This is a genomic window from Cupriavidus sp. WS (genome assembly GCF_000395345.1).
Classification (GTDB): Bacteria; Pseudomonadota; Gammaproteobacteria; order Burkholderiales; family Burkholderiaceae; genus Cupriavidus; species Cupriavidus basilensis_B.
The window spans coordinates 1-19,743 of sequence record NZ_AQPL01000073.1; the positions used below are offsets into that span (position 1 = coordinate 1).

Here is a 19,743-nt window from a genome sequence, read left to right on the forward strand (position 1 = left end):
CGGCCGGCCGTTCCGCCTGCCGCAGCACCTGGCGCGGCTGGCGCGCAGCCAGGAAACCATCGGCATTCCCAATCCGCATACGGAGGCCGAATGGATGGCGCTGATCGACCGCGTGGTCAAGGCCAACGGGCTGTCCGACCAGATGGTCTACATCCAGGTCACGCGCGGCGTGGCGCGGCGCGCCCATGCCTTCCCCAGGGAGGTGACGCCGACGGTGCTGATCATGACCAACCCGATGACGCCGCCGTCGGCGCAGATGCGCGAGCAGGGCGTGGTGTGCGTGACGCAGGAAGACAAGCGCTGGCTCCATTGCCAGATCAAGTCCACCTCGCTGCTGGGCAACGTGCTGGCGGCGCAGAACGCGGCCGAGCATGGCGTCACCGAGAGCATCCAGTTCCGCGACGGCTTCCTGACCGAGGCGTCCTCGTCCAACGTGTGGATCGTCACGCAGGGCCGCGTCAGCGCGCCGCCCAAGGACAACCTGATCCTGGAAGGCATCCGCTACGGCTGGATGGAGGAGCTCTGCGCCAGGCTGGACATTTCGCTGGAGGCGCGCCGCATCGCGCGCGAGGAAGTATTCGCGGCCGACGAGGTGCTGCTGACCTCGGCCAGCAAGGAAGTGCTGCCGGTGGTGACCATCGATGGCAAGACCATCGGCGCGGGCGTGCCGGGGCCGGTGTTCAAGCGGCTGTATGCGGCGTACCAGGAGGCGAAGGCGGCGGCGTGAGGCGCGCCGCGGAACGACTGCGGGTCTGCTCCCCTCTCCCATGCAATGGGAGAGGGGAGCAGACCGTCGGCAGGTACGCGGCCATCGTGGCGCTTTGCGCGACCCGGCGTCAGGCCGGCGCGCCTTCCAGCTCGCGCAGCCGGAAGCGCTGGATCTTGCCGGTGGCGGTCTTGGGCAGCGCGGGCACGAACTCGATCACGCGCGGGTACTTGTAGGGCGCCAGGCGTTCCTTGACGAAGGCCTTGAGCTCGGCCTCGCCGGCCCGCGCGCCGGGCTTGAGCACGATGAAGGCCTTGGTCCTGGTCAGGCCGGCGGCGTCGGGCACGCCGATCACGGCCGCCTCGAGCACGGCGGGGTGCTGGGCCAGCGTGGCTTCCACCTCGAACGGCGAGACGTAGATGCCGCTGACCTTGAGCATGTCGTCGCTGCGACCGGCGTAGCAGTAGCTGCCGTCGGGGTTGCGCACGTACTTGTCGCCGCTCTTGGTCCAGCCGCCGCGGAAGGTCTCGCGCGATTTCTCGCGGTTGCCCCAGTACATCAGCGCGGCACTCGGCCCCTGGATGTAGAGGTCGCCGACTTCGCCGTCGGGCACCGGGCGGCCTTCCTCGTCGCGCAGCTCGACCGCGTAGCCGGGCACCGGCCAGCCGGTGGTGCCGTAGCGCACCTGGCCGGGGCGGTTGGAGAGGAAGATGTGCAGCATCTCGGTGGAGCCGATGCCGTCGATGATCTCGCAGCCGAAGTGGGCGGTGAAGCGCTCGCCGAGCTCGGCGGGCAGCGCTTCGCCGGCGGACGAGCACAGGCGCAGCGCGACCGCGCCGCGCGCGGGCAGGGCCGGCGAGGCGAGCATGCCGGCATAGCCGGTCGGCGCGCCGAAGAAGACCGTGGGCCGGTGTTCCAGCCAGCGCCGGAAGGTGGCTTCGGGCGTGGGCCGCTCGGCCATCAGCACCACGGTGGCGCCCACGCTCAGGGGGAAGCTCAGGCCGTTGCCGAGCCCGTAGGCGAAGTACAGCTTGGCGGCGGAGAAGCAGACGTCGTTTTCATGCAGGCCGAGGATGGGGCCGGCGTACAGTTGCGCGGTCCAGTACGGGTTGGCCTGGCTGTGCAGCACGCCCTTGGGGCGGCCGGTGGAGCCGGACGAATAGAGCCAGAAGCCGGGGTCGTCGGGGCCGGTGCCGGCGGGCGCGGCCAGCGGCGCGTGGCGCGCGAGCAGTGCGTCGAGCGCGACGGTGCCGGCGTAGTCGGCGTCGGCGGCGTCATTGGCGTCATTGGCGGGCGCGCCGTCCGGGTGCGAGACGATGACCGCCTTCACTTCGTGGCCGCCCTGCGCCATCGCCTGGCGCAGCACCGGCAGCAGCGCGGCCGACACCAGCACCGCCTGGGCGCGGCTGTGTTCCAGCATGTAGGCGTAGTCGTCGGCGGTGAGCAGCGTGTTGACCGCCACCGGCACGATGCCGGCGTACATGGCGCCGAGGAAGGACACCGGCCAGTCGTTGCAGTCGTGCATCAGCAGCAGCACGCGCTCCTCGCGGTGGATGCCGCAGTCCCGCAGCGCGGCGGCCAGGCGGCGCACGCGCTCGGCCAGCGCGCCGTAGCTGAGGCTGCCGCGGTCGTCGATATAGGCGGTCTTGCCGGCGCGCCGCGCGTTGCGGGCGATCAGGTGCGCGGCGAAATTGAAGGGCGTGCCCGGCGGCTGCGCGGGCGTGTCGGTGGTCATGCTTGTCTCCCCTGGTGGGTGGCGGGTCGTGCGCCCGGCCTACAGTTGCGCCAGCACGCCGGTGCCGGCCTGCACGGCGCTGCGCCGGTGATAGAAGTTCAGCGCGCGCAGCCCGCCCAGTTCCTCGCCGCCGCCGGCGCGGCCCGGGCCGCCGTGCAGCGACTGCGGCATGACGTTGCCGTGGCCGGTGTGCGACTGGCCCACCTCGGGCGAGACCACGTGGACGCGGCCGTGGCTGTCGGCCAGCGCGATGGCGGCGGCGGCCAGCGCGGCGGCGTCGCTGCCGTACAGCGAGGCCACCAGCGAGCCTTGCCCGCGCCGCACCAGCGCCAGCGCGTGGGCGGCGTCGCGGTAGGGCACCAGCGTGGCCACCGGGCCGAACACCTCGGTGTCGTGCACGCGGTCGGCGCGGTCGGCGCCATCGGCATCGCGCACGCCCAGCAGCGTGGGGCCGACGCAGCAGGCCACGGCCGGGTCGGCGTCGACCAGTGCGTGCGTGGCGCCGTCGTGCAGCACTTCGGCCTGTTCGCGCAGGTAAGCCAGCCCCTCGCGCACCGCGTCCAGCTGCGTGCGGCTGACCAGCGCGCCCATGCGCACCGCGTCGTTGCGCGGGTTGCCCACGGTGGTCTTGCGCAGGCGCGCGCCGATGGCCTCGGCGGCGGCGCCGTACAGCGCCGCGGGCACGAAGATGCGGCGGATGGCGGTGCATTTCTGCCCGGACTTGACCGTCATCTCGCGCGCGGCCTCGCGCACCAGCAGGTCGAACGCTTCGCCGCCGGCGGCTTCGCCCGGCAGCAGCAGCGCCGAGTTGACGCTGTCGGCCTCGATGTTGACGCGCACCGAGCGCCGCGTGACCGCCGCGTGCGAGCGGATCAGCGCGGCGGTGGCGGCCGAGCCGGTGAAGGACACCACGTCGAACGGCTGCAACTGGTCGAGCAGGCCGGCCGCGCTGCCGCACACTACGGACAGCGCGCCGGGCGGCAGGATGCCGGCCTCGATCACGTCGCGCACCATGCGCTGCGTCAGCCATGCCGTGGCCGTGGCGGGCTTGACGATGACCGGCACGCCCGAGAGCAGCGCGGGCGCGGCTTTCTCCCACAGCCCCCAGGCGGGGAAGTTGAAGGCGTTGATCAGCAGCGCCACGCCGCGCGTGGGCGCGAGCACGTGCTGCGACTGGAACAGCGGCTCCTTGCCCAGGCGCGCGGCCTCGCCGTCCAGCAGGAAGCGGCGCGCGTCGAGCGACTCCCCGAGCTTCGCGTAGGTGCCGAGCGTGAAGATGCCGCCGTCGATGTCCACCGCCGAATCGTTGCGCACCGTGCCGCTGTTGGCGGTGGCGATGTCGTAATAGGCGTCGCGGTTGGCCTGCAGCACCCTGGAGACGGCGCCGAGCAGGGCGGCGCGCTCGCGGTAGCCGAGCGCGCGCAGGGCCGCGCCGCCCTGTTCGCGGGCGAAGGCGAAGCCGGCGGCGAGGTCGAGCCCGGCGGCGTCCACGCGCACCAGTTCGTGGCCCAGCACGGGGTCGCGCAGCGCCGTGCCGGCGCCGGTCCCGGCCTGCCAGCGGCCGCCGAGATGGTTGGAAAGCAGTTCGGTCATGATGCGGGTTGCCTGTGGTGTGAATCTAGTGCGAATTCACCGCGTGAATTCGATGCGCCCGGCGGGCAGCAGGTAGAGCACCAGCGCGCGGCCCTGCGTGACGGTGGGCCGGTGCGCGCTGCCCGGTGGGCAGACCAGCCAGCCGGCCGGGCGGCCGTCGAAGCGCGCGTCGCCTTCGAGCGGCATGATCAGGTCGATCTCGCCTTCGGGATGCACGTGGTGCGGCCCGGCGATGTTGCGCATGTCCACCACGTCGACCGAGAAGCCGTGCAGTTCGTCGTCCGGCCTGAAGATGCGGCCGTAGCGGATGCCGCCGCCTTCGCGGTCGCACAGCCAGCCCTCGGCCACGCCGGTCTCGCAGGCGGCTTTCAGTTCGCGGTAGGCGGGGCTGCCGGCGCCGTGTTCGGTGTTGAGCCAGGCGTCGAGGGCGGCATCGAGCGGGCGGCCGGCGATCTCGGCCGTCAGCCGCGCGATCCGTGCGCGGAATGCCTGCGCATGAAATTCGGTTGGGGACATCTGGGGGCTCCATTAGACTTAGCCGGGTTGCATACCCACGCTTCATGCATTATTGTGCATGTGTGAAACATAGAGCCGACGAGAAATCATGTCAAGCAATATATTGCATGCGACCGGGTTAACGCCGATCGAGCAGCCGATCCAGCAGCCGATCGAGCAAGAGACCGCGCTGGATGAGGGCGAGGCCGGCGCAGCACAACCGGATGCACAACCGGGTGCGCAGCCGGCCGCCGGTCAGGACGCCGCTTCCGCGGCCGCCAACGCCGGCGAGCGGAACGCGCTGCTGGCCGGCCTGGGCGAGCGCGTGCGCGAGCTGCGCGCGCGCCGCGGCCTGACCCGCAAGGCCACCGCGCTGGCCGCCGGGGTGTCGGAGCGGCACCTCGCCAACCTCGAATACGGCAGCGGCAACGCCTCCATCCTCGTGCTGCAGCACGTCGCCGGCGCGCTGCAATGCTCGCTGGCGGAGCTGCTGGGCGACGTCTCCACCTCGTCGCCGGAATGGCTGCTGATCCGCGAGCTGCTGGAGCACCGCGACGAAGCCACGCTGCGGCGCGTGCGCATCGCCATCGGCGAGATGCTGGGCACCGGCGGCGGCAACGCCGCGCGCAGCCCGCGCGTGGCGCTGATCGGCCTGCGCGGCGCCGGCAAGTCCACGCTGGGCGCGATGCTGGCCGAGGACCTCGGTTTTCCGTTCGTGGAGCTGAGCCGCGAGATCGAGCAGTTCGCCGGCTGCAGCATCTCCGAGATCCAGGGCCTGTACGGCATGAACGCCTACCGCCGCTACGAGCGGCGCGCGCTGGAGGAGGCGATCCAGATCTATCCCGAGGCGGTGATCGCCACGCCGGGCGGGCTGGTGTCCGACCCGGCCACCTTCAACCTGCTGCTGGCCCACTGCACCACGGTGTGGCTGCAGGCCGACCCGGAAGACCACATGAGCCGCGTGCGCGCCCAGGGCGACCTGCGGCCGATGGCCGCCAGCAAGGAGGCGATGGAAGACCTGCGCCACATCCTGGCCGGCCGCGCGGCGTTCTATTCCAAGGCGGAGTTCAGCGTGGACACCAGCGCCGAGCCGCTGGAGGAGACGTTCCAGGCGCTGCGGGACGTGGTGCGGCGGGCCTTGCGGCTGCCGCTCTAGCGGCGGAGGGGCGTTTCAGACGCCTCGGCAGAAAAGATGCACAATAGTGCTTGACGTTGGTTTTGGTGGGAACTATATTTCGTTCCACCAGATTCCCGATCATTGCACTATCGTGCTTCGCTGCCGAGGAGACACCGCATGACTACCGCCCCCCGCGTCGATTACCAGACCGACCCGTCCCGATACAAGCACCTGAAGCTGACGTTCGACGGTCCCGTTGCCACGCTGGCGGTGGACATCGACGAGAACGCCGGCCTGCGCCCCGGCTACAAGCTCAAGCTCAACAGCTACGACCTCGGCGTCGACATCGAACTGAACGACGCGGTCAACCGCATCCGCTTCGAGCATCCCGAGGTGCGCACCGTGGTGGTCACCAGCGGCAAGGACCGCGTGTTCTGCTCGGGCGCCAACATCTTCATGCTGGGCGTGAGCAGCCACGCCTGGAAGGTGAATTTCTGCAAGTTCACCAATGAGACCCGCAACGGCCTGGAAGACTCGTCGCGGCACAGCGGCCTGAAATTCCTCGCCGCGGTCAACGGCGCCTGCGCCGGCGGCGGCTACGAGCTGGCGCTGGCCTGCGACGAGATCATCCTGGTCGACGACCGCGCCTCCGCCGTGAGCCTGCCGGAGGTGCCGCTGCTGGGCGTGCTGCCGGGCACCGGCGGCCTGACCCGCGTGACCGACAAGCGCCACGTGCGCCATGACCTCGCCGACATCTTCTGCACCACCACCGAAGGCGTGCGCGGCCAGCGCGCCAGGGACTGGCGCCTCGTCGACGACATCGCCAAGCCCGCCGTGTTCGCGCAGAAAGTGCGCGAGCGCGCGCTGGCGCTGGCCGCGCGGAGCGACCGCCCGGCCGACGGCCGCGGCGTGGCGCTGACCCCGCTTCGGCGCGGCGTGGACGCCGATGCGCTGCGCTACGAGCACGTGAGCGTGGAGATCGACCGCGCCGCGCGCCGCGCCACCTTCGTCGTCAGGGCGCCGTCGGCCACGCAGCCGCGGACGCTCGGCGCCATCGCCGAGGCGGGCGCCGCGTGGTATCCGCTGCAGCTGGCGCGCGAGCTGGACGACGCCATCCTGTCGATGCGCACCAACGAGCTCGACATCGGCACCTGGCTGATCAAGACCGAGGGCGAGGCCGCCGACGTGCTGGCGATGGATGCCACGCTGCTCGCGCACAAGGACCACTGGCTGGTGCGCGAGACCATCGGCCTGCTGCGCCGCACGCTGGCGCGCCTGGACGTGTCGTCGCGCAGCCTGTTCGCGCTGATCGAGCCAGGCTCGTGCTTCGCCGGCACCTTCCTCGAACTGGCGCTGGCCTGCGACCGCAGCTACCACCTCGCGCTGCCCGACGACGAGGCGCGCGCGCCGAAGATCACCGTGGCCGAGGCCAACTTCGGCCTCTACCCGATGGTGACGGGGCAAAGCCGCCTGGGCCGCCGCTTCTACGACGAGCAGCCCGCGCTCGAAGCGGTGCGCGCCCGCGCCGGCCAGCCGCTCGACGCCGACGCGGCCCACGCGCTCGGCCTCGTCACCGCCAACCCCGACGACATCGACTGGACCGACGAAGTGCGCATCGCGCTGGAGGAGCGCGCCGCCATGTCGCCCGACGCGCTCACCGGCATGGAAGCCAACCTGCGCTTCAACGGCCCCGAGAACATGTTCACCCGCATCTTCGGCCGGCTCACCGCCTGGCAGAACTGGATCTTCCAGCGCCCCAACGCCGTGGGCGAGAAGGGCGCGCTCAAGGTCTACGGCAAGGGTGACAAGGCCGCGTTCGACTGGAACCGCGTCTAGACCGCACGCCCCCGGCGGCGCGGCGCGTTTCCCGGTGGGGGCGCCGCGGCCGGCACCGATCCTTCTCCACCCAAGCCAACGCAGCACAGCCAGCCACGGAGACAATGATGTCCGGCATCAACTACAGCGAAAAGATCCCCAACAACGTCAACCTCAGCGAAGACCGCACGCTGCAGCGCGCGCTCGAGCAATGGCAGCCCAACTACCTGAGCTGGTGGAACGACATGGGCCCGGACGGCTCGCAGAATTTCGACATCTACCTGCGCACCGCCATCAGCGTGGACCCGCAGGGCTGGGCCCACTTCGGCCACGTGAAGATGCCGGACTACCGCTGGGGCATCTTCCTCAACCCGGCCGAGGCCAACCGCAAGATCCACTTCGGCGACCACAAGGGCGAGGACGCCTGGCAGGACGTGCCCGGCGAATACCGCGCCAACCTGCGCCGCATCATCGTCACCCAGGGCGACACCGAGCCGGCCTCGGTCGAGCAGCAGCGCCACCTCGGCCTGACCGCGCCGAGCATGTACGACCTGCGCAACCTGTTCCAGGTCAACGTGGAAGAAGGCCGCCACCTGTGGGCGATGGTCTACCTGCTGCACAAGTACTTCGGCCGCGACGGCCGCGAGGAAGGCGAGGCGCTGCTGGAGCGCCGCAGCGGCCAGCAGGACAATCCGCGCATCCTGCAGGCGTTCAACGAGCAGACCCCGGACTGGCTGTCGTTCTTCATGTTCACCTACTTCACCGACCGCGACGGCAAGTTCCAGCTGTGCGCGCTGGCCGAATCGAGCTTCGACCCGCTCGCGCGCACCACCAGGTTCATGCTGACCGAGGAAGCGCACCACATGTTCGTGGGCGAGAGCGGCGTGTCGCGCGTGATCCAGCGCACCTGCCAGGTCATGAACGAGCTCAAGACCGACGACCCGGCCCGCCTGCGCGCGGCCGGCGTGATCGACCTGCCGACCATCCAGCGCTACCTGAACTTCCACTACAGCGTCACCATCGACCTGTTCGGCGCGGACGAGTCCAGCAACGCCGCCACCTTCTACAGCACCGGCCTCAAGGGCCGCTACGAAGAAGGCAAGCGCACCGACGACCACGTGCTCAAGGGCCAGAGCTACAAGGTGCTGCAGGCCGTGGGCGGGCAACTGGTGGAGAAGGAAGTGCCGCTGCTCAACGCGCTCAACGAAGTGCTGCGCGACGACTACATCAAGGACAGCATGGCCGGCGTGGAGCGCTGGAACAAGGTCATCGAGAAGGCCGCCATCCCGTTCCGCCTGAAGGTGCCGCACAAGGCGTTCCACCGCAACATCGGCGCGCTCTCGGGCGTGAAGATCTCGCCGGACGGCCGCGTGGTCTCCGAGGCCGAATGGCGCGACAACGTGGACCAGTGGCTGCCCAGCGACGGCGACCGCGCCTTCGTGTCCAGCCTGATGGGCCGCGTGGTCGAGCCCGGCAAGTTCGCCAACTGGATCGCGCCGCCGGTGATGGGCATCAACCGCCAGCCGGTGGATTTCGAGTACGTGCGCTTCAACTGAGCGCCGCGCCCGCGCGCGGGCGCTACCTGCGGCAGGGACCCCCGCGCCTGCCGCCGCAAGCCAATGGGGAAGCCCCCGGCCACAGGGGGCACGCTACCCGGAGATCGCCTTGGACATGTCCGACATCCAGGTCGTCAGGCAGCACCTGATCGACCCCGAGATCTGCATCCGCTGCAACACCTGCGAAGCCACCTGCCCGGTGGCGGCCATCACGCACGACGCGCGCAACTACGTGGTGGATGCCGACAAATGCAACGCCTGCATGGCCTGCATCTCGCCGTGCCCGACCGGCTCGATCGACAACTGGCGCACCATGCCGCGCGCGCGCGCCTACGGCATCGACGAGCAGCTCGGCTGGGACGAGCTGCCGGCCGAGCTCACGCCCGAGCAGCTGGCCGCCGCCGGCGTGGCGGCCGGCGCCGAGCCGCCGCCGCCGGCCGTCGTCTCGCTGCCCGCCGCCGCCAGCGGCGAGGAGGCGTTCAACAGCGCGCAGTACGGCGCCACCGTGCCGCCGTGGTCGGCCGCGCATGCCTACACCAACCTGTACGGCGCCAAGGCCGCCAGGACCATCGCCGCCACCGTGACCGGCAACGTGCGCGTGACCGAGGTCGGGCGCGAGGCCGGGCACGACTACGACACGCACCACATCGTGCTGGATTTCGGCGCCCTGCCGTTCCCGGTGCTCGAAGGCCAGTCGATCGGCATCGTGCCGCCCGGCGTGGACGCCGCCGGCCGCGCGCACCACGCGCGCCAGTATTCGGTGGCCAGCGCGCGCAACGGCGAGCGGCCCGGCTACAACAACCTCTCGCTGACCATCAAGCGCGTGCTGGAAGACCACCAGGGCAATCCCGTGCGCGGCGTGGCGTCCAACTACATGTGCGACCTGCAGGTGGGCGACAAGGTGGAGGTGATCGGCCCGTTCGGCAGCAGCTTCCTGATGCCCAACCACCCGCGCTCCAACATCGTCATGATCTGCACCGGCACCGGCAGCGCGCCCATGCGCGCGATGACCGAATGGCGCCGCCGGCTGCGCAAGTCGGGCAAGTTCGAGGGCGGCAAGCTGATGCTGTTCTTCGGCGCGCGCACCAGGGAGGAACTGCCTTACTTCGGCCCGCTGCAGAACCTGCCCAGGGATTTCATCGACATCAACATGGTGTTCTCGCGCACGCCGGGCCAGCCCAGGCGCTACGTGCAGGACGCCATGCGCGAGCGCGCCGCCGACCTCGCGGCGCTGCTGGCCGACCCCGACACGTATTTCTACGTGTGCGGCCTCAAGAGCATGGAGGAGGGCGTGGTGCTGGCGCTGCGCGACGTGGCGCAGCAGGCCGGGCTGTCGTGGGAGACGCTGGGCGCCGACCTCAGGCGCGAGGGGCGGCTGCACCTGGAAACGTATTGAGCGGCGGGCCGGCGCCGGCCCGGAGCCCTCCGCGATGGCGTTCCGCCCGAACGCCATCGAATGCACATCATCGAATTCCACATGCCCGCGGCTTGCCGTTCGCGCAACCGCCGCCGGCCCGTCATGCCGCTTCCTGCGGCGGATCTTTCCAGCCAATCCCCGCGCGCGGGACAGGCGGGCTGCCGTTCAATGCGGCATGCCCGGCGCCGGACAAATGCGCGTGACCGGTCTTGCTGGCCACGGAGACGTCACGTTGCCGTTGGCTGATGGCATACTACATCGGCGAATTTCCGCGAGAAGCGCGTCAAGGCTGGTTCCGGTCTTGCCCGGGGAGATCCTCGCGGCGGCGATCGCATTGGGAGACAAGAGATGCCGAGGGAGTCATGATCAGATGTTTCGTCCGTTTCGTCCGCTTCGTCCGCTTCGTCCGTTTCCTCCCGCTGTTGCTTGCGGCCGTGCTTGCCGCGCCTGCCCGGGCGGCAAAGCCGGGGAAGGTGTTCTCGCCCGGAGCGGGGGTCCTGTGCGACCGCTACGTGTGCGCGGGCGCAGGCGGAATATCCTACGCGCTGACGGAGAAATACCTTGGCAGGAAGGCGGTGGAAAGATTGCGCTCCCAGGGAGAATTCGACCTGACGGCATTCACGTTCGAATCGGGTCTGTTTTGCGATGCCAATCAGCGCGTGTGCCGGTTCGGCCGATATTTCGACAAGAACGGCGTTCGGGATGGCGTGGACTCGCCCAAGTACACGCGCCTGCTGTTCGGGCAATGACGCGGCGGCGCGTCGGGAAGCAAGACATCAGGAATTAAGCATCGAGCGTCGCCGCGCGGCGTTGTGATCGAATCCGGCCCCTGGAAAACATTGCCATGCTGCACCAGTTCTACCACGTCGTGCCTTATTCATGGCCGCTGCTCCTGCAGTACCTTGCCCTGTTGTCGGTCGTGAGCGCGTGCGGCGCGGTTGGCGCCAGGTATGTGCGGAACGCCGAATCGGGGGCCACCGACGATATCAGGGTGGTCCTGAGCGCCACGCTGACGCTGCTGGCGCTGGTCGTGGGCTTCGCCTTCTCGCTTGCCATCGGCGGATACAACGCGCGCCAGGCCAACGAGGCAATGGAGGCCAACAGGATCGAGTCCGCCTTTTTCAAGGCGGAACTGTTGCCGGGCGAGGACGCCGGCAAAGTGCGCGGCTTGCTCCGGCAGTATCTGGATGCGCGGCTGGGTTTTTATCAGACCGGCCACGGCAGGCAGACGGATGAGCTGGCCGGCAATGCGAATCTGCTCAGGTCGCAGATGTGGGCGATCGTGGCGCGGAACGCCGGAAGGCAGCCGAATCCGGTCGCCGTGCTGCCGGTGTCCGCAATGAGCGACTTGCTCGGTTCGTATGAGAATTCGACGGCCAGTTGGCGAAGCCAGATACCACCCGCGGCCTGGGGCCTGATCACGGCGCTGGCCGCCTTCTGCAGCGCGCTCATCGGCTACAGCGCCGGCGTTCGCAATCACCGCGGGCTCCTCGTGGTGTTTCCCGCGGTCATCTCGATTTCGCTCGCCCTCATCGCCGACATCGACGTGCCGGGCCGGGGACTGATTCACGTCAGCCCGGACAACCTGGCCCGGGTCGCAAGACTCATCGCCGGCGCTTAGGGTCCGCTCAGGGTCCGGCCCCGGCCGCGCGATCCCCGGTTACTTGGCCGCCTTGTCGTGCTCGGCGAGGCCGACGGCCTTGTAGTCGTAGGTCGGGTAGAACTCGGTGCGGTACGCGCCCCAGGCGGTGTCTTCCAGCACGCGGTTGACCTCGCGGATGCGCGTGGCGGGCAGGCGCAGCGTGATGACCTGGCCGATCCCCATCGCGACGTACCAGCTCACCACCTCGACGCCCGCCGGCGGAAACGCCTTGTAGAAGCCCTGCTTGGCCAGTTGCGCGTTCAGCTCGCTGAGCGGGCGCGACTGGTCGTGCCGCAGGAACACGGTGAGCAGCACCGCGTTGTCCGGCGTCGCGGTGGCCGTTCCCGCGGGCGGCGCGTTGACGGTCTGCGCGCCGGCGCTGCCGCTGTACAGGCAGGCGGCATTCAGGGCCGCGGCGGTGCCGAGGATGGTTGCGGCGAAACGAAGCTTGCTGGTGATGCTCATGGGGGCCTCTTGAGTGTGGCCGGGCCGGTGCCCGGTCTGAGCCTGGGGGGTTGCCTCATCCTGGTGGATGACGGGTCTGCCACGTCACGGTGGCCCGGGTAGGCTACTCGCGCCACCTGGCGTTGTCCAGCCAACAGGCATGCCGGCGCGCGCGTTCCGCGCGTCCCGTCCCGCGGCTACTGAACTGCCGGCGCCGATGCGCCGGCGGTCATCAGTCTGTCGCCCGGCGGTGCGACTTCGCGGGTCGCGCGCCGCGTCTCCTCACAACCCCTTCGGCAACAGCGCCGCCAGCGATTCGCGCATCGCGCGCGCGATCAGTTGCTGCCGCTCGCGCGGCATGCGCGCCAGCGTGGAGGCCACGCTGATGCCCGCGACCGGCTCGCCGTCCGGCGCGTGCACCGCCATGCCGACCGCCAGCACGCCGCTGGTGGCATGGTTGCCGATCACCGACCAGCCGCGCTCGCGCGTGGAGCGCACCAGGATCTTCATGCGCTCGGGCGTCATGCCGCCGTAGCGGCCCAGCGCCGGCGCGTTGGCGGCGATGCAGCGCTCGATCTCTTCGTCGGGCAGCGCGGCCAGCAGCGCCAGCCCCGCGGCGCCCACGCCGAGCGGCTGGCGCGTGCCGATCTGGATCACGAGGATCTGCACCGGGTGCGTGCCCACGTGGCGCGCGATGCAATGCGAGATCGGCCCCTCGCGCACGATGGCGAAGGCCGCGTCGCCGCAGGCGGCGCTCACGCGCGCCAGCACCGGCTGCAGGCGCGCGGCGAAGCCGGGCGTGGCGCGCGGCTGCGCCAGCGCTGCCGCACGCGGTCCCGCCACGTAGCGGAAACGCCCGCGCTGCGCCACGTAGCCGCTCTCGATCAGGGTCGCCAGCAGGCGGTAGACGGTGGCGCGCTCGAGCGCCGCGATGCGGCACAGGTCCACCACGCGCAGGCCGTCGCGGCCGCTGTCGAGCACCGCGTCGAGCAGTTGCAGGCCGCGCCGCAGGGTGCGCGCGCCACAGTCTTCGGCCGCCTCGGCGGCGGAGTGAACGTCCGGCTGGCGGACGTTTCGGCTGGCAGTGCGGGCAGGCATGGGGAAGAATTTCTCGGTCGACGGAGCCACCCCGCAGTATGCCGCAGCGCGGTCAGAAGGGGGCCCGAGACGGCATCGCACCGCCAAAACAGGAGACAACATGACTTCGCACAACGCACTGCGCCGGCGCTTGCTGGCATTCGCCGCGGCGCTCGCCTGCGGCGCCGCGCCGGCCCTGCGGGCCCAGCCCGCCGCGTGGCCGACCAAGCCGGTCCGGCTGGTGGTCGGCTATTCCGCCGGCGGCGCCACCGACGTGATCGCCCGCCTCGTCGCGGTCAAGCTCGGCGAGCAGCTCGGCCAGTCGGTGGTGGTGGACAACCGCGCCGGCGCCAACAGCAACGTGGGCGCCGAACTGGTGGCCAAGTCGCCGCCGGACGGCTACACGCTCTACGTCTACACCATCGCCAACACCATCAACGCCTCGCTGTACGACAAGCTCGGCTACGACCCGCAGAAGGACTTCGAGCCGGTCGGCCTGATCGCGCGGATTCCCAACATCCTGGTGGTCAACCCCAAGCTGCCGGTGAAGACGCTGGCCGACTACATGCGCCTGGCCAGGAGCGCGCCGGAGGGCGTGACGTTCGCCTCGTCGGGCAGCGGCTCGTCCATCCACCTGTCGGGCGAGATGTTCAAGATGCAGGCCAAGCTCAACATGCTGCACGTGCCCTACCGCGGCAGCGCGCCGGCCGTGACCGACCTGCTGGGCGGGCAGGTGCAGTCGATGTTCGACAATACGCCGTCGTCGCTGCCGCACGTGAAGGCCGGCCGGCTGCGCGCCATCGCCATCACCAGCGCGCAGCGCTCGCCGCTGCTGCCCGACGTGCCGACCGTGGCGGAGTCGGGCTTTCCCGGCTTCGACGTGCAGTCGTGGTTCGCGCTCGCCGCGCCGGCGGGCACGCCGCAGCCGGTGGTCGAGCGGCTCAACGCCGCGCTGGGCAAGGTGCTGGCCATGCCGGACGTGCGCCAGCGCCTGCAGGACCTGGCGGCCACGCCCGAGCCCGGCACGCCGGACCAGCTGCGCAAGCTGATCGCATCCGAAACCAGGCGCTGGCGCGATGTCGTCAAGCAGTCCGGCGCCAAAGCCGAATAAGGAGGATTTACCGCATGTTCCCGATCGATTTCTTCTGGCGCGCGGCCGCGCGCTGGCCCGGCAACATCGCCATCGACGCGCCCGAGGGCGCCATCCGCTACGACGCGCTGGCCGAGCGGGTCGCGGCGCTGGCCGCGGCGCTGGTGGCGCTGGACCCCGCGCCGCAGAGCCGCGTCGGCATCTGCGCGCGCAACAGCGCCGAGCACATCGTGGCGCTGCTGGCGGCGCTGGCCTGCGGCAAGGTCTGGGTGCCGCTCAATCCCAAGAGCACGCGGCCGGAGATCCGCCGCATCATCGACGCGACCGAGCCGTCCATCCTGGTGATCGATCCCGCCTGCGCCGGCCTGCTCGAAGGCGCGCCCGGCGAGCGCATCTACTGCGGCCCGCCGCCGGCCGGCGAGCGCACGCTGGCGGGGCTGGTGGCGCAGCATGCCGGCGCGGCGCGCCCGGTGTTCTCGCTGCCGCCCGAGGCCACGCAGGCGATCAAGTTCACGGGCGGCACCACCGGCGCGCCCAAGGGCGTGATGCAGACCTACCGCGCGTGGATGGCCAACATCGCCAACCAGATCCACACCTGGGGCTTCGACGAGCACGAGCGCTACATCGTGGCCGCGCCGGTCACGCACGGCACCTCCACCTACCTGCTGCCGATCCTGGCGCAGGGCGGCTGCCACGTGGTGCTGGCCGAGGCCGGCGCCGAGGCCGTGCGCACCGCCTTCCGCGAGCGCGGCGGCACGGTGTGTTTCATGCCGCCCACGCTGGTCTACATGCTGATGGCGCTGCCGGGCGCCTCGCGCGCGGACTTCCCGCACCTGCGCCGCCTGATCTACGGCGGCGCGCCGATGCCGCCCGAGAAGATTCGCGAGGTGCGCGAATTCTTCGGCCCGGTGCTGGGCACCACCTACGGCCAGACCGAAGCGCCGCAGAACCTGACCGTGATGCGCCCCGAGGATTTCGAGGACGAGCGCAACTGGGCCGCCGTGGGCCGCGCCACGTGGTTCAGCGACGTGGCCGTCATGGCGCCCGACGGCCGCCTGCTGCCCGCCGGCGAGGTGGGCGAGGTGGTGGCGCGCGGCGACCTGCTGATGAGCGGCTACTGGCGCCTGCCGGAAAAGACCGCCGAGACCCTGGTGGACGGCTGGCTGCACACCGGCGACCGCGGCCTGATCGACGCGCGCGGCTACCTGTATCTCAAGGACCGGCTCAAGGACATGGTCATCACCGGCGGCTTCAACGTCTACCCGATCGACGTCGAGAACGCGCTGGGCCAGCATCCCGCCGTGCACGAATGCACCGTGTTCGGCGTGCCCGACGAGAAATGGGGCGAGGCGGTGCAGGCGGCGGTGGAGCTGCGCCCCGGCCAGCACGCCAGCGAGGCCGAGCTGATCGCCTTCGTGCGCGAGCGCCTGGGGCCGGTGCAGACGCCCAAGCGCATCCACTTCCATGCCAGCCTGCCGCGCTCGCCGGTGGGCAAGGTGCTCAAGACCGCCGTGCGCGACCGCGCGCTGGCGCCCGCCGACGTATCCTGATGGTCCGCGCCTCCGCACCTCCGTCCCGCCGCACAACAAGAGACCAAGCCATGACCAACGCCGCTTCGAACGCCGCCACGCCCGTCACCCGCCTGTGCACGCACACGCTCACCAGCCTGCATTACCGCGATGCCGACCTGGTCGAGGACCTGATGGGCAAGCAGACCTTCACCGAGGTGATGCTGATGCAGATCCTGGGCCGCGCGCCGCGCCCGGTGGACCTGCGCATCACCGACGTGGTGCTGATCGTGCTGATGGAGCACGGCCTCACGCCCAGCGCCATCGCCACGCGCCTGATCTACATGAGCGCGCCCGAGAACCTGCAGGGTGCCGTCGCCGCCGGCCTGCTGGCCGTGGGCAGCTCCTTCGTGGGCACGATGGAAAACTGCTCGCAGCTGCTCGACCGCATCGGCGCGGCCGCCGACCCGGATGCCGAGGCGATGGAGATCGCGCGGCACTACAAGTCCATCAAGGCCCACGTGCCCGGCTTCGGCCACCACCTGCACAAGCCGGTGGACCCGCGCGCCTACAAGCTGCTGGAGATGGGCCGCGCCGAGCCCGAGCTGGGCGGCGACAAGATCCGCGCGCTGGAGCGCCTGTCCGCGGCGGTCGACGCGGTGGCGGGGCGGCCCATCACCATCAACGCCACCGGCGCCGTAGCCGCGCTGCTGGGCGAACTGGGCGTGCCCACGGCGGTGATGCGCGGCTTTGCCGTGATCTCGCGCGCGGCCGGGCTGGTGGCGCATATCGTCGAGGAACAGCAGAGCCCGTCGGGTCGCTTCATCTGGGATACCGTCGAGCACGCCATTCCCTACGTGGGCGAAGGCGGGCGCGCGGCGGGAGAGGGCGCATGACGGCGGACGCGACGCGGGATGCGCGCCCGCCGGCGCTGCCGCTCGATCTGTCCGGGCGCACGGTATTCGTGGCGGGGGCCGGTTCGGCCGGGCCGGGCTGGAGCATCGGCCGCGCGTCGAGCGTGACCTACGCGCGGCTCGGCGCGCGGGTCTGCGTGGCGGACCGCGACGCGGCCTCGGCCGCGGAAACCACCGCATTGATCCGCGCCGAAGGCGGCACGGCCGAGACCTTCGTCGGCGACGTCGCCGTGGAGGACGACGTGGTGCGCCTGTTCGCCGAGGCGCGCGAGCACTTCGGCGTGGTGGACGTGCTCCATCACAACGTCGGCATCGGCAAGACCGGCGGCCCGCTGGAGACCAGCGCGGCCGACTTCGACCGCATCCACGCCGTCAACGTGCGCAGCCTGCTGCTGGCCAGCCAGCAGGTGCTGCCCGACATGGTGGCGCGCGGGCGCGGCGCCATCGTCGCGATCTCGTCGGTGGCCGGCATGCGCTACCTGGGCTATCCGCACCTGGCCTACAACGTGACCAAGGCGGCGGTGATCCAGTTCACGCGCATGCTGGCGCAGCAGTACGCGCCGCACGGCGTGCGCGCCAACACGGTGGTGCCGGGCCTGATCGACACGCCGCGCATCGCCACCACGGTGGCCGGCATGTTCTCCGCGACCAGCCTGGAGCAGGCGAAGGAAGCGCGCGCCGCGCAGGTGCCGCTGGGCCGCATGGGCAGCGCGTGGGAGGTGGCGCACGCCTGCGCGTTCCTGGCCTCGGACGCGGCCGCCTACGTCACCGGCACCGAGCTGGTGGTGGACGGCGGCATCACCGGCAAGTACGTGTAGCGCGCGCTGGTATTGTCGGCATGCCGGCGGTCAGTAGCCCTGGGCGCCGCCGCCGGCCGGCGCCTGCCCGGCGCGCATCTGCGTCACCACCTGGCGGGCGCCGGCGGCCATCAGGCGCGCGTCGGAGCCGACCGTGACGAAGCGGAAGCCCTGCCCGATGCGGCGCAGCGCCGCTTCCGGCGCGCCGTTGTGAATGCCGGCGACCACGCCGTGCGCCTGCGCGCGCGCCAGCACGTGGGCGATGGCGGCGGCCACCGGCGGATCGACGTCGTCGAAGACCGGGCGGCAGCCGAGCGCGAGCGAAAGATCGGACGGGCCGATGTAGACCGCGTCCAGTCCCGGCACCGAGAGGATCGCGTCGAGATTGTCCAGCCCCTGCCGGGTCTCGATCATGGCGAAGGTGACGATGGTCTCGTTGGCGCGCTCGGGATAATCGGCGCCGCCGTAGAGCAGCGCGCGGATCGGCCCGAAGCTGCGCGAGCCCAGCGGCGGGTAGTGCGTGGCGGCGACGAAGCGCTCCGCGTCCTCGCGCGTGTTGATCATCGGGCAGATCACGCCGTAGGCGCCGGCGTCCAGCACCTTCATCAGGATGCCGGGCTCGTTCCACGGCACGCGCGCCACCGGCACGGTGTCGGTGGTGGACACGGCGGTAAACAGCGCGAGCGCGTCGCGGTAGTCGAGCGCGCCGTGCTGGAGGTCCACGGTCAGCGAGTCCCAGCCCTGGTGCGCCATCGTCTCGGCCGCGAAGCTGCTGGGGATGGAGAGCCAGCCATTGACCACGGCCTGGTCGGCCGCCCACATCTTTCGAATCCGGTTCTCGCGCATCGGGCTTTGTCTCCTGGCTGGTCTTCGCCAGGCGACACGTGCCCCCGGCGTGTTCTCGACGGCGGATCGCGGCGATCCGCGCTGCTGCGGGGAAGTATAAGCCGGGGGCTGCTGCTCAGGTTGCCACGACTGCGGGTTTGCTCCCCTCTCCCGCTCGCGGGAGAGGGGTCGGGGGAGAGGGCCAGCGCTGGCGAATGCTACCGTGCCGGAAAACCCGCCGGCTTCATTCCTGGCCTGACCCCGCTGCCTCAGCGCTTGCCGACCGTGAACGCGATCTCGCCCACGCCTTCCACGCCCGCCGTCACCTTGTCGCCCTGGCGCAGTTCGCCCACGCCGGCCGGGGTGCCGGTGAAGATCAGGTCGCCGGGGGCCAGGGTCACGCTCTGCGAGACATAGGCGATCACGTCCGCGACCGGCCAGATCAGTTCGTCGAGGTTGCCGTCCTGGCGGGTCTCGCCGTTGACCGCGAGCCAGATGCGGCCCTTGGCCGGATGGCCGACGCTGGCCACCGGGTGCAGCGGGCCGCTTGGGCCGGAGGCGTCGAAGCTCTTGGACCAGTCCCACGGCCGGCTCATCTTCTTGGCCACGTCCTGCAGGTCGCGGCGGGTCATGTCCACGCCCACGGCGTAGCCCCACACGAAATCCAGCGCCTGCTCGGGCTTGATGTCGGCGCCGCCCTTGCCGATCGCCACCACCAGCTCGATCTCGTGGTGCAGGTTCCCGGTCAGCGGCGGGTAGGCCACGGTGCCTTCGGCCGGCACCACGGCGTCGGCCGGCTTGGTGAAGAAGAACGGCGGATCGCGGTCGGGGTCGTTGCCGAACTCGCGCGCGTGCGCGGCGTAGTTGCGGCCGACGCAGAACACGCGGCGGATGGGGAAGCGGGCATCGCTGCCGGCCACGGCGACGCTCGCCTGGGCGGGCGGCTGGATCACGAAATCGGTCATCTTGGAATCCGTAGGTGAGGGGGCTTGGAAAAATGCGCCGGAACGAT

General features: G+C 70.7%; 18 protein-coding genes. 11 read left to right on the forward strand and 7 right to left on the reverse strand.

Annotation, left to right across the window (positions count from 1 at the left end):
* Positions 1 to 727: aminotransferase class IV (locus K206_RS0107345; protein WP_020201766.1), on the forward strand; the 727-nt coding region annotated here is incomplete at its 5' end.
* Positions 728 to 836: 109 nt separating this feature from the next.
* Here K206_RS0107345 and K206_RS0107350 read toward each other — a convergent pair.
* The 3 genes from K206_RS0107350 to K206_RS0107360 are packed head-to-tail and all read right to left on the reverse strand — an operon-like array spanning position 837 to position 4,550.
* Positions 837 to 2,441: a benzoate-CoA ligase family protein gene (locus tag K206_RS0107350; protein ID WP_020201767.1), complete on the reverse strand. Its 1,605-nt coding sequence runs from the start codon at positions 2,439 to 2,441 to the stop codon at positions 837 to 839.
* A 39-nt stretch (positions 2,442 to 2,480) separates the two neighbouring features.
* Positions 2,481 to 4,034: a 3,4-dehydroadipyl-CoA semialdehyde dehydrogenase gene (locus K206_RS0107355; protein ID WP_020201768.1), complete on the reverse strand. Its 1,554-nt coding sequence runs from the start codon at positions 4,032 to 4,034 to the stop codon at positions 2,481 to 2,483.
* A 36-nt stretch (positions 4,035 to 4,070) separates the two neighbouring features.
* Positions 4,071 to 4,550, reverse strand: a complete 480-nt coding sequence (locus K206_RS0107360) for a DUF4863 family protein (protein ID WP_020201769.1) — start codon at positions 4,548 to 4,550, stop codon at positions 4,071 to 4,073.
* 88 nt (positions 4,551 to 4,638) lie between these two features.
* Between K206_RS0107360 and K206_RS0107365 the strand changes: the two genes are divergently transcribed.
* From K206_RS0107365 to K206_RS0107390, 6 genes are all read left to right on the forward strand, one after another.
* Entirely contained in the window at positions 4,639 to 5,685 is a 1,047-nt protein-coding gene (locus K206_RS0107365; protein WP_029043332.1) for a helix-turn-helix transcriptional regulator, read from the forward strand.
* Between the two features lie 138 nt (positions 5,686 to 5,823).
* On the forward strand, positions 5,824 to 7,482 hold the full coding sequence (boxC, locus tag K206_RS0107370) for a 2,3-epoxybenzoyl-CoA dihydrolase (RefSeq protein WP_020201771.1): 1,659 nt from the start codon (positions 5,824 to 5,826) through the stop codon (positions 7,480 to 7,482).
* A gap of 107 nt (positions 7,483 to 7,589) precedes the next feature.
* The gene (boxB, locus tag K206_RS0107375) at positions 7,590 to 9,017 is read left to right on the forward strand and encodes a benzoyl-CoA 2,3-epoxidase subunit BoxB (protein WP_020201772.1); all 1,428 of its coding nucleotides are present in this window, start codon (positions 7,590 to 7,592) and stop codon (positions 9,015 to 9,017) included.
* A gap of 109 nt (positions 9,018 to 9,126) precedes the next feature.
* Positions 9,127 to 10,413, forward strand: coding sequence for a benzoyl-CoA 2,3-epoxidase subunit BoxA (boxA, locus tag K206_RS0107380; RefSeq protein WP_020201773.1), 1,287 nt, complete (start codon positions 9,127 to 9,129; stop codon positions 10,411 to 10,413).
* Between the two features lie 383 nt (positions 10,414 to 10,796).
* Positions 10,797 to 11,183: a YcgJ family protein gene (locus K206_RS0107385; protein WP_020201774.1), complete on the forward strand. Its 387-nt coding sequence runs from the start codon at positions 10,797 to 10,799 to the stop codon at positions 11,181 to 11,183.
* Between the two features lie 95 nt (positions 11,184 to 11,278).
* Positions 11,279 to 12,055: a hypothetical protein gene (locus K206_RS0107390; RefSeq protein WP_020201775.1), complete on the forward strand. Its 777-nt coding sequence runs from the start codon at positions 11,279 to 11,281 to the stop codon at positions 12,053 to 12,055.
* A gap of 39 nt (positions 12,056 to 12,094) precedes the next feature.
* On the opposite strand, the gene K206_RS0107395 is transcribed toward K206_RS0107390, so the two are convergent.
* Positions 12,095 to 12,541, reverse strand: a complete 447-nt coding sequence (locus K206_RS0107395) for a hypothetical protein (RefSeq protein WP_020201776.1) — start codon at positions 12,539 to 12,541, stop codon at positions 12,095 to 12,097.
* A 261-nt stretch (positions 12,542 to 12,802) separates the two neighbouring features.
* On the reverse strand, positions 12,803 to 13,618 hold the full coding sequence (locus tag K206_RS0107400; protein WP_020201777.1) for an IclR family transcriptional regulator: 816 nt from the start codon (positions 13,616 to 13,618) through the stop codon (positions 12,803 to 12,805).
* Positions 13,619 to 13,718: 100 nt separating this feature from the next.
* On the opposite strand from K206_RS0107400, the gene K206_RS0107405 reads away from it, so the two are divergent.
* From K206_RS0107405 to K206_RS0107420, 4 genes are read left to right on the forward strand one after another with little or no spacing between them, the layout of a single operon-like run.
* Complete coding sequence (locus K206_RS0107405) at positions 13,719 to 14,708, forward strand: tripartite tricarboxylate transporter substrate binding protein (protein ID WP_020201778.1); 990 nt, start codon at positions 13,719 to 13,721, stop codon at positions 14,706 to 14,708.
* 14 nt (positions 14,709 to 14,722) lie between these two features.
* Entirely contained in the window at positions 14,723 to 16,237 is a 1,515-nt protein-coding gene (locus K206_RS0107410; protein ID WP_020201779.1) for a class I adenylate-forming enzyme family protein, read from the forward strand.
* Entirely contained in the window at positions 16,237 to 17,091 is an 855-nt protein-coding gene (locus tag K206_RS0107415; protein WP_081651346.1) for a citryl-CoA lyase, read from the forward strand. The genes K206_RS0107410 and K206_RS0107415 overlap by 1 nt, the downstream gene beginning before the upstream one ends.
* A complete protein-coding gene (locus K206_RS0107420; RefSeq protein ID WP_020201781.1) occupies positions 17,088 to 17,927 on the forward strand; it encodes an SDR family NAD(P)-dependent oxidoreductase in 840 nt (279 codons plus the stop codon). Before K206_RS0107415 ends, K206_RS0107420 begins: the two co-directional genes overlap by 4 nt.
* Before the next feature lie 30 nt (positions 17,928 to 17,957).
* Here K206_RS0107420 and K206_RS0107425 read toward each other — a convergent pair whose 3' ends face one another.
* Positions 17,958 to 18,752, reverse strand: a complete 795-nt coding sequence (locus K206_RS0107425; RefSeq protein WP_029043335.1) for an HpcH/HpaI aldolase/citrate lyase family protein — start codon at positions 18,750 to 18,752, stop codon at positions 17,958 to 17,960.
* A 248-nt stretch (positions 18,753 to 19,000) separates the two neighbouring features.
* Positions 19,001 to 19,696, reverse strand: coding sequence for a fumarylacetoacetate hydrolase family protein (locus K206_RS0107430; RefSeq protein WP_020201783.1), 696 nt, complete (start codon positions 19,694 to 19,696; stop codon positions 19,001 to 19,003).
* Positions 19,697 to 19,743: the final 47 nt, after the last annotated feature.